This is a genomic window from Lentzea aerocolonigenes (assembly GCF_000955955.1).
In the GTDB taxonomy this organism is placed as follows: domain Bacteria; phylum Actinomycetota; class Actinomycetes; order Mycobacteriales; family Pseudonocardiaceae; genus Lentzea; species Lentzea aerocolonigenes_A.
This window is the reverse complement of the sequence record NZ_JYJG01000555.1, coordinates 1-9197: the sequence shown is the minus strand read 5'-3', so window position 1 is coordinate 9197 and position 9197 is coordinate 1. Positions and strand designations below refer to the sequence as shown.

The 9197-nt window shown below is 69.8% G+C and carries 11 protein-coding genes; 1 reads left to right on the top strand and 10 read right to left on the bottom strand.

Annotated features, from left to right (window positions below; translation table 11 throughout):
• Positions 1 to 15: 15 nt before the first annotated feature.
• From UK23_RS46720 to UK23_RS46685, 8 genes are all read right to left on the bottom strand, one after another.
• Positions 16 to 552, bottom strand: a complete 537-nt coding sequence (locus tag UK23_RS46720; protein WP_045318315.1) for a TetR/AcrR family transcriptional regulator — start codon at positions 550 to 552, stop codon at positions 16 to 18.
• A gap of 10 nt (positions 553 to 562) precedes the next feature.
• A complete protein-coding gene (locus tag UK23_RS46715) occupies positions 563 to 1609 on the bottom strand; it encodes an agmatine deiminase family protein (protein WP_045318314.1) in 1047 nt (348 codons plus the stop codon).
• 40 nt (positions 1610 to 1649) lie between these two features.
• Positions 1650 to 1985, bottom strand: a complete 336-nt coding sequence (locus tag UK23_RS46710) for a hypothetical protein (protein WP_156213895.1) — start codon at positions 1983 to 1985, stop codon at positions 1650 to 1652.
• A 98-nt stretch (positions 1986 to 2083) separates the two neighbouring features.
• Positions 2084 to 2497: a hypothetical protein gene (locus UK23_RS46705; RefSeq protein WP_156213894.1), complete on the bottom strand. Its 414-nt coding sequence runs from the start codon at positions 2495 to 2497 to the stop codon at positions 2084 to 2086.
• Between the two features lie 43 nt (positions 2498 to 2540).
• Positions 2541 to 3329, bottom strand: coding sequence for a pentapeptide repeat-containing protein (locus tag UK23_RS46700; protein ID WP_045318312.1), 789 nt, complete (start codon positions 3327 to 3329; stop codon positions 2541 to 2543).
• Positions 3330 to 3339: 10 nt separating this feature from the next.
• Complete coding sequence (locus tag UK23_RS46695) at positions 3340 to 4512, bottom strand: hypothetical protein (RefSeq protein WP_156213893.1); 1173 nt, start codon at positions 4510 to 4512, stop codon at positions 3340 to 3342.
• 166 nt (positions 4513 to 4678) lie between these two features.
• Positions 4679 to 5548, bottom strand: a complete 870-nt coding sequence (locus UK23_RS46690) for an acyl-CoA thioester hydrolase/BAAT C-terminal domain-containing protein (protein WP_045318310.1) — start codon at positions 5546 to 5548, stop codon at positions 4679 to 4681.
• Positions 5549 to 5629: 81 nt separating this feature from the next.
• The gene (locus UK23_RS46685; RefSeq protein WP_045318309.1) at positions 5630 to 6880 is read right to left on the bottom strand and encodes an ArgE/DapE family deacylase; all 1251 of its coding nucleotides are present in this window, start codon (positions 6878 to 6880) and stop codon (positions 5630 to 5632) included.
• A 105-nt stretch (positions 6881 to 6985) separates the two neighbouring features.
• Between UK23_RS46685 and UK23_RS46680 the strand changes: the two genes are divergently transcribed.
• Positions 6986 to 7423: an Lrp/AsnC family transcriptional regulator gene (locus tag UK23_RS46680; RefSeq protein WP_045318308.1), complete on the top strand. Its 438-nt coding sequence runs from the start codon at positions 6986 to 6988 to the stop codon at positions 7421 to 7423.
• On the opposite strand, the gene UK23_RS46675 is transcribed toward UK23_RS46680, so the two are convergent.
• Together UK23_RS46675 and UK23_RS53460 are read right to left on the bottom strand one after the other, a co-directional pair.
• Complete coding sequence (locus tag UK23_RS46675; protein ID WP_045318307.1) at positions 7424 to 8176, bottom strand: M15 family metallopeptidase; 753 nt, start codon at positions 8174 to 8176, stop codon at positions 7424 to 7426. It abuts the gene before it with no gap.
• Positions 8177 to 8265: 89 nt separating this feature from the next.
• Positions 8266 to 9197: hypothetical protein (locus UK23_RS53460; protein WP_045318306.1), on the bottom strand; the 932-nt coding region annotated here is incomplete at its 5' end.

The following is a 9197-nucleotide window of genomic DNA, read 5'->3' as shown; positions in this document are numbered from 1 at the left end:
CTTGGAATCAACCGTCTAGAGGTCGCGCACCGCGCCGGCCAGCAGCTCGCGTGCCCGCTGCAGGGACACCGACCCGCTGTGCCAGCGCTCGCTCAACCCCTCGACCAGCGCGGTGAGCCGCTCGGCCACCGCGTCGGCAGCGAGCGCCGGATCCACCTCGCGCACCAGAGCGGCGACGTCGGCGTTCCACGCCTCGGTGGCCTCGCGCAACGGCGAGCGCAGCTCCTCGTGGAACGCCGCGCTCGCCCGCAGCTCACCCCACGCCACGCTCGTCTCACGCACCTGCGGCAAGTCCTGCAGCTCACCGAGCAGCATCTGCTCCAGCTGCTCCCTCGGCTCACCCGCCGTGGGTTCGGTGTAGCGGCGCGCACAGTGGTTGACGTGCTCCAACGCCGCGCGAAGGATCCCCGCCCGGTCCTTGAAGTGGTAGTAGATCAACGCCGTCGACACCCCGGCCTCGGCCGCGAGCTTCTCGACGCGCAACCCCCGCACCCCGTCCTGCGCGATCACGCGCACAGCCGCCTCGAGCATCTGCGTCCTGCGCTCTGACACGGGAGCTACCTCATCGTTCTTCTTGGGGTTCCTGCTGCGTCGCACAGTGGATGCCGCCACCACCCGACGCGATGCCGTCGATGTTGATCTGCACCACCGTACGTCCCGGGAACAAGCGCGTGAGCACCGCCAGCGCCTTCCCGTCGGCCTCCGGATCACCGAACTCCGGCCCGACCACCGCGCCGTTGCACACGTAGAAGTTCACGTACCCGGCCGCGAAGTCCTCGGCGCCCACCCTCGTCCGCGACGGACCTTCGAGTACCTCCACCTGCAGCTTTCGCCCCTGCACGTCCGTGGCGTCGCGAAGGATCTCCAGGTGGCGGCGCGTGAGGTCGTAGTCGAACGACTCGGGGTCGTTGTCCAGCCCGGCCACCACCACGCCAGGCCCGGCGAACCGCGCGTAGAAGTCGGTGTGCCCGTCGGTGATGTCCCGCCCGGCGATACCCGGCAGCCAGATCACCTTCCGGATCCCCAGCAACCGTGCCAGCTCCTCCTCGACGTCGCGCTTCTTCCAGCCCGGGTTGCGGTTGCTGTTGAGCACACAGCTCTCGGTGATGATCGCCGTGCCCTCGCCGTCGACCTCCAGCGCCCCGCCTTCGAGCACCAGATCGGTCTTCACGACCTCGACTCCGGCGCGCTCGGCCACGAACCGTGCGACCTTCGCGTCCCGGCTGTGCCCCTGCTTGCCGCCCCAGCCGTTGAAGTTGAAATCCACCGCGGCGCCGTTCACGAACGCCGGACCGGTGTCGCGCACCCACAGATCGTCGAGGTCCGTGGTCACCAGCTCGACGTTCCCGCTGGTCAAATCACGCGCGAAGGTCAGGTCTTCAGCCCGCACGAGCATCGACACCGGCTCGAACCGGGCGATCGTGGCCGCGATGCGCGCCAGGTCGCGCTGCACTCGGGGGACCAGGTCACGCCCCCAGATCCGCTCCGACGCCGCGAAGGCCATCCACGTCCGCTGGTGCGGCCGCCCTTCCTCGGGCATGACCCAGGACCTGTTGTCGTCCGTGCAGCCGGCGAGCAGACCACTGACCGCGGCCGCCGCCGACTGCACGAACGTGCGGACAGAATTTCAGTCAAACCGTTCCGCCTGGTCAGCCCGCCGGATGGGTCTGCCCAGCACACTGCCACGTCACGTAGGCGCCCGGAGCCCAGCCGCGCACGTTCGTGGTCCAGTCGATGATGTAGATGAAGTCACCGCTGCGAGCACCACCGGCCAGACTGTGGCTGCGGTAGCCCAGCCCGAGCACGGTCGCGTTGCCGACCGGCCGGGTGCGGATCTTGATGCCGTCCCCGGTGAACTTGAACCCGGTCGAGACCTCACCGTTGCGGCAGGCCGGCCCCCACGCGAGCGCCGTGCCACTGGTCGCGACCGTCAGCCCCACTGCCGCCGCAACGACCAACGACGCGGCCGCCACCTGCTTGATCATGGAACGCACCACCCAACTCCTCCCAGTAGTTGATCAGGTGTGCGCATCCGATCGTAGGCAGACGGCCCTTTCCATGCCCGCCAAACGGAGCAATCAGCTCAGCATCGCTTGCTCGTGTAGGTGCTCCAGCCGTCCTCGCCCAGCGACACGACACCCACCGCACGCGTGCACCGGTTGACGGTGTCCGCGGGCTTGGACCACACCTCGCGCTGGTCGAGCCGGCCGATCACCTTGCCGTGGTTGACGTTGTCGTCGGTCGCGACGGCGGTGGTGACGTGGAACTGGTCGTACCTCGAGGCGAAGTCCGCCCACACGAACACGTAACCCCAGTTCTTGCCGCAGCCGGCGAACTGCTTCACGCTCGCCGCCGTCGTGTTGTCCGCGAACTTCACGTACGCGGTGGCGCCGATCTGCTGGGCCGACGAGCAGCCGGGCGGGGTCTCGGCGTGCGCGACACCGGGCGCGAGCAGGCCGGCCACGGCGGCCGCGATGATCAGTAGTGCCTTCTTCATGATCGGCACTCTGGCAAGTGCCGCTGACACCGCCCTGACACCGTCAACGGCGCTTGCTCGGGCTCGCATTCCAGTGGGACGGCCTGGTCAGCGACGGCGGCAGCTTCGTCCGGGCGTTCCCGCGCGCGGCGTTGACCTGCGGCTGCGTCAGGAACAGGCACGTGCTCAGGTCCGCACCCGACAGCTCCGCGCCCCGCAGGTCGGCACCGATCATGTCCGCGCGCGAGAGGTCGGCGTTCGTCAGATCCGCACCGATCAGGTAAGCGCCCCGGAAGTCCGCGCTGGTCAGGTTCTTGTTCCGCAGCCGCGCGCCGATCAGGTCCGCGCCCCGGTAGGACTTCGCGCTCGACCGCAGCCGTTCACTGGTCCGCAGCAGCAGGACGTTGACCTTCGCGCGGATCTCCGCGACGTCGAGCCGCAGGATGTCGTCAGGCTCGGCGACGGTGTGCTGTTCGACCTCGGCGTAGGCGTCGTCGAGGTCCCGGTGCGGGTCGAGGCGGCGGGCCTCGGCGAGGTACCAGAGCAGCTCGTGCAACTGCCGCACCACCGGGAACACCGCGAACATCTTCTCCCGCTCGCCGGCGCGCCAGTCGTTGCCGCGGAACACCGTCTGCGACACCCGCTGCCCGGCACCGAAGCAGTCGTAGACCGTGCAGCCGGGATAACCCTTCTGCCGCAACGAGTCGTGGATCCCGCACCGGTGGTCGGCCAGCAGGTTGCGGCACGGCGTCCCGGCGTCCTTGGTGGCCGCGAAGTCCGCCGACTTGGCGAACGGCAGCGCGACGCAGCACAACCCGAAACAGTTGGCGCAGTCGCCTTTCAGCTCGTCCATCGCGATCAGCCTACTTCGCCGCCCCGGCCCGCAACGCACGCAGTTCCGCCGCCACCTCGTCCAGCTGCCGCTCCGCCCGCTCGGCCCTGGTCAACGTCTGCGCCCGCGCGTCCTCCACCGCCGCCATCGCCTGCCTGATCGCCGCGACCTGATCCACGCCTTCCTGCCTGACCTGCGCCAGCCTGACGTCGAACTCGCCACGGGTCCGCTCCAGCTCCGCGCGGGCGTCGGTGGCGGCCTGCTCGGCCCGTTCCGCCCGCACCACAGCCACATCCCGTGCCTTCGCCGCCCGGCTCACGGTGTCCGCCGCGTCGGAACGTGCCTGTTCAGCGGCCTGTGAAGCCGCTTCAGCCTCGGCCTTCGCGCGCTCGATCCGCGCTTCTGCCTCCGTTTTCACGTGCTCGACCTGGGCTTGAGCTTCCGCACGGGCGTGCTCGATCTGGGCAGCCGCCGCTGCGTTCGCCTGTTCGATCTCCTTCGCGGCCTGCCGGCGCGCCTGCTCGGCGTGCTTCACCGCATCAGCCCGTGCCTGCTCCGCTGCCTCCAGAGCTTCCCGCACCTTGGCGTCCGCCTCGGCCCGGATCTCCTCGATCACGGCCGCCGCCTGCACCCGGACCTCGGCGATCTCCGCCTCAGCCCGCTCGCCGGCAGCCCGCGCCGCCTCCCGAGCCTCATCCCGCTCGGTCAGCGCCGTGTCCGCGGCATCGTCGGCTTCTTCTGCCGCCCGCACCGCCTGCTCAGTCGTCTCCTCAGCGGCCTTCCGAGCCTGCTCCGCCTCGTGCCGACGCCGCTCAGCGGACGCGACCGAAGCCTGAGCCTCCGCCACCTGCCGCGCGGCCTCCGCCTCAGCGGCCTGCACCAGGCTCTCCGCGACACTCGGATCCGCCATCGCGTTCAACTCGCCGACGGCCCGTCCCAGCGTCTGCGTCATCTGCTCCGAGAGCACCCGGAAGCGGTCGAGGAGCTCTTCGGCCCTGATCTTGGCGGTACCGGAGACTCTGGGGAGATTCGTCACGGTGACGACCTCCAAGTTTTGCGCGGGGGCCTCCGCCAGCCGCTGCCGCTCCCGCCACGCCCGCCAGCGCGTGTGCTCGGGCAGGTCGCAGTACTCCGAAGGCCTGCCGGGCCCGCCACCTCGAAAAACGGGGCGCTCGCAGCCGGGGAAGTTGCAACTCGTCTCCACGGCGATATCGTAGCAGAATTACGTGTGCAGTTACGTTATCCAACGCAACGCTACCCAATTAGGTGCGAAAAGTCTGACCGCCGATAAGTGAACGTTATCGGCGGTCAGACTGGAGCAAGGAACGGCCGCTGTCGGACTTGCGTTGTGTGTGACCCGCAGCTGCGTGTCAGCGGCCGCAGGCAGGGCCGTGCAAGGCATCCAGGATGTGCGGCCATGCGGCTTCGCCCAAAGCCGAGTCGTCGGCGTCGGTCCCGCCGTAGTGAAGGTGCGTCGAGAGGCTGGCAGGTGCCTCTCCCGGCAGGCGGGGGCGGTGGCCGGCAGCGAGCCGCTCGACCAACACGGTGGGAAGCCCGGCGGCCAGCCGGCGATCTCTCAGCGCCCGCGCGGAGGACTCGGACGGCCAGGTCCCGTCGTCTCCGCCGGCTACCAGGACGAGTTCGGCCGTGGTCTGCTCCACCGGGATGGCCGCGGCCTCGTACCGATCGGCGTGGAGATCGCCGCTGCGCTCGTACCAGCCTCGCAGGGACACAAGTCCGTCCTCACGTGGTTCCGGTTCCCAGGTCTCATCGAGCGGTACGAACGGGAGCGGCTCGCCCTGCCAGGTCCAGGACGAGCGCCAGGGCCGGTTCCGCCCGTCTGTTCCTGAGCCGAGGTTCGCCCATGTCACGGACGTCGGCGACATCGCCACCACGGCTGCAGTGCGTCGATCGAGGATGGACAACCACAGCGCGGCCTCGGCCCCCTTGGACAGACCGAGCACGGAAAGCCGTTCGGCACCTTCGGCGTGCAGCAGATCCAGCCCACGACTGAACGTCTCCACCGGGACCTCGCAGATTCCCGGTGCCTGGCCCTCGCCGCCGTACCAGCGGATTCCCAATGCCAGCAACCCGGCGTGCGCCAGGAGCCGGCATCGCTCCACCGTGCCGGAACCGTAAGAACCGTGCAGGACGAGCACCCCGGCCCGGCTTCCGGCGGCAGGGCGCACGAGCACGCCCTCCAGAGCGTCGCCGGTGATCTCCTGCTCGACGATGTCCATGATCCCCCGTAGATCGTTCCGGGAGATTCTGTCACCAGGTGACATGGCGCCTCACCTGGTGACGGACACTTGCACTGGCGGTCAGCCGACGGCGCGCAGAGTGGCGAGCACCAGGGCACGGGTGACGGTGACGATCTCGCTGACGGAAACCTGTTCCCGCGGACCGTGGGCCAGGCGGACATCGCCGGGCCCGTACTGCAGCGTCGGAATACCCGCCCCCGCGTACAGCCTCAGATCACTGCCGTACGGCGCCCCGCGCTCGGCCGGACGCGCGGCACCGGTCACATCGGCGTGCGCATCGCCCACGAGCTGGGCGAGCGGATGCCCGGCTGCCAGGCGGCCGCTCGCGAACTGGCCACCGGGCCACGTCACGACAGCGGGGTGGTCGCGCAGCCACGGATCCTTCGCGCAGGCCTCCGCCACGCATTCCTCCAGCGACAAGCGCGCGTCGACGGGATCCTCGCCGAGCTGCACACCCAGTCGTCCCTCAGCCACGAGCAGGTCGGGCACGCTGCTGGCCCAGTCACCGGCCTGGACCGTGCCGACCGACAGCGGGTACGGGATCGGGTACTCGGACATGAGCGGACCGGCGCCCACGTTGCGACGGGCTTCGAGCTCGGCGAGCGCGCGGTGAATCGGCAGGTAGGCGTCGATCGCGCTGACCCCGGCGTACCGGGTGCTGCCGTGGGTGGCACGGCCGGGGACCTCGATCCGGAACGTCAGCGCGCCGGCGTTCGCGACCATCAGCGCGCCGCTGGTCGGTTCGGTGATGATGCAGGCGTCGCCGGTGTGCCCGCGTTCGAGCGTCCCGAACGCCCCGAGGCCGCCGTCCTCCTCACTCACGACGAAGTGCGCGGACACCTGGCCCCGCAACCGCACCCCAGCCGTGCGGATCGCGGTGAGCGCGGCCAGGATCGCCACCACGCCGGCCTTCATGTCGCACGCGCCGCGTCCGTGCACCACGTCGCCGGCCACGCGCGGGCGGAACGGGTCGCCGTCCCACTGCGCGAGGTCGCCGGGCGGCACCACGTCGACGTGTCCCTGCAGGATCAACGTCGGTCCGTCGGCCGGCTTCGTGTCGCCCACCAGGCCCCACGCCTCGGTGCGCGGAGCCTCGCCACCAGGGAAGTGTTCGTGCGCGCGGAGCTCCGGCAGGTTCATCGACCACAGGTCGACGTCCAGATCCAGCCGCTCCAGCTGCCGGGCCAGCACGTGCTGCAGCTCCGACTCCGCCGCACTGCCCGTCACACTCGGCACCTCGAGCAGCTCCAGCAACTGCCGCCCGATCGCCGCCTCGTCCACCGCGGCCAGCGCCGCCTCGCTCGTCGTCACAAGCGGTGAGCGTAGGTTCGGTCCTCAGCTGCAAACAATTGTCATTTCTAGCGATCTAACCCGTCTTTTTTGCAGATTTCCGGCATCGGTGGCAGTTTTTTGCGCATGGACACCATCGACGAGGCGATCATCCAGTGCGTGCTGCGCAACGCCCGCGCCACGTACGCCGAGATCGGCAAGGCGGCGGGACTGTCCCCGTCCGCCGCGAAGAGACGCCTGGACCGCCTCGTCGCCACCGGAGCGATCCGCGGCTTCACCGCGATCGTCGACCCGCAGGCCCTCGCCTGGCACACCGAGGCGTTCGTGGAGGTCTACTGCGCCGGCAACCCCACCCCGGCCGACCTGCGCAAGGCGCTGGAGGACATCCCCGAGGTCATCGACGCCTGCACGGTCTCCGGTGCCGCCGACGCGATGATCTGCATGCTGGCCAAGGACATCTCGCACCTGGAACTGGCCATCCAGCGGGTCCGCTCCACGAAACCCGTCGAGCGGACCGAGAGCGCGATCGTGCTGTCCAGGCTGCTGAGCCGGCCGCGCCTGTGATCAGCCGAGCCGGCGTGACACCGGGAAGTTGAAGTAGGTGTCCGGGTACGGCTCGCCGTTCAGCGTGAAGTGCCACCACTCCTCCGGCAGGTTCCGGAACCCGGCCGCGACCATCGCCGACTTCAGCAACTGCCGGTTCTCCCCGGCCTTCCCGGTGATCCGCGGGTCGTCGGTGTGCGAGAGGGTGTCGAAGCAGTCGTACCCGGTGCCCATCTCGATCATGTTGTCCGGGAAGCGGTTCGGCGCGTAGCAGTTCACCAGCTTCTCCCCCGCCACGTACGGCCGCTGGTAGCGCGGAGGCAGCTTCACGATCGTCAGGTCGAGCGTCGACCCGCGGCTGTGCCCGGACTTCTCCGCGATGTAGCCGTCCTCGAACAACCGCGTCTTGTCGACCTGCGGGTAGAACTCGGGCTTCATCCTCTGGTCGGCCAGGTCGCGGGCCCACCGCACGAAGTGGTCGACCGCGCGCTCCGGCCGGTAGCAGTCGTAGACCTTGAGCGAGTAGCCCTGCGCGAGCATCTCCCGCTGCACCGACCGCAACGCCAGCGCGGCGGGCTTGGTCAGGATGCACAGCGGCTGGCGGTAGCCGTCGATGCGGGTGCCCACGAAGTTGTGGGCCGTGTAGTAGCGGATGTCGTGCAGGATCGTCGGGTCGACGTCGCGCAGCACCACGAACCCGCTGGTGGCCTGGGCGGGCATCGCGAACGACACGGTCAGCAGCACGGAGAGCAGCAGGGCGCGCATGGCGTTCATCCAAGCAGCGCACGCGCGCCTGCCACAGTGCGGAGACCGGTGAGCGGAACGCGTGGGGGCAGGCAGCGCGGCCCGCCCCCACGCGGCGATCAACGTTGCAGTTCCGCGAGCCGTGCCTCGGCCGCGGTCAGCCGTTCCCGGTGCTTGGCGTCCTCGTTCGCCAGCGCTGTGTAGAGGGTGACGGCCTCCTTCACCCCGGCGATCGCCTCGCTCTTCCTGCCGGTCCCCTCCAGGTGGTAGGAGAGCGGCCAGACCAGCGTGTAGGCCAGCGACGGCCGGTAGGCCGCGCTCTTGCCGACCAGGGCCCGGTAGGCGTCGACGGCCTGCTTGCCGGTCGTGACCGCCGGCTCCTTGTCGCCCTTCTCCCACTGGCGGGTGCCGAGCAGGGACAACGTGTCCGCGCGGTTGGCCTGGTGCTCCAGGTTCGCGGGCTCACGGGTGACCCAGTCCTGGTAGATCGTCACCGCCTCGCGCAGCACCGTGATCGCGTCATCGATCCTGCCCGACGCTGCGAGATAGCCCTGCAGCGGTGAGCGCAGCCACGACGCCAGGGGGCGGGTGTAGGCCTTGTCGCGGGCCGAGAGGTCCCGCAACATCCGCACCGCGTCCTGGACCGTCGCGAGGCCCTGCGGTTTGTCGCCGCGCTCCCACTGCCGGATGCCCGTGCCGAGAACGGCCTGGGCCCGGTTCGAGGTGTGTTCGAGGTTGGCCGGCTCGCGGGCGGCGAGCTGGGTGAACACGTCGGTTGCCTCTCGCAGCAACGCCAGCGCGTCGTCGCCGTGCGCGGTGGCGGCGAGCAGCGGGGCGGTCGGATACAGGATGATCTTGCCGTGGGCCAGCTGGTACTTCTGGTCCTCCGCCGCGAGCTGCCGGAGCAGGTCGGTGGCCTCCCACGCCTGTGCCGCCGCGTCCTTCGGGTAGTCGGTCTGCAGCGCGGCGGCCAGCGACACCAGGATCATCGCCAGGTTGTAGCGGTGGTCGCGGTTGCCGGGATCGGAGATCAGCAGGTGACGGAAGCCGG